We start from the raw sequence: 250 nt of genomic DNA on the forward strand, positions 1-250 counted from the left end.
AAGGAAGAAGCCGAGACGCTGTAGGTTAAGCTAGAAAGGGCGCACGGTGGATGCCTTGGCACTAGGAGCCGATGAAGGACGGGGCAAACGCCGAAACGCTTCGGGGAGCTGTAAGCAAGCGTAGATCCGGAGATGTCCGAATGGGGGAACCCACTGTCCGTAATGGGGCAGTATCCATGCCTGAATCCATAGGGCATGGAGGGCACACCCGGGGAACTGAAACATCTTAGTACCCGGAGGAGAAGAAAGC

At 56.8% G+C, this 250-nt stretch carries 1 rRNA gene; it reads left to right on the plus strand.

The annotated features are described in order from the left end of the window. Positions 1 to 23 precede the first annotated feature (23 nt). Positions 24 to 250, plus strand: a 23S ribosomal RNA gene (locus ETC05_RS17670); the annotation flags it as partial.

The sequence above is a fragment of the Geobacillus sp. BMUD genome (assembly GCF_013096845.1).
Classification (GTDB): domain Bacteria; phylum Bacillota; class Bacilli; order Bacillales; family Anoxybacillaceae; genus Geobacillus; species Geobacillus vulcani.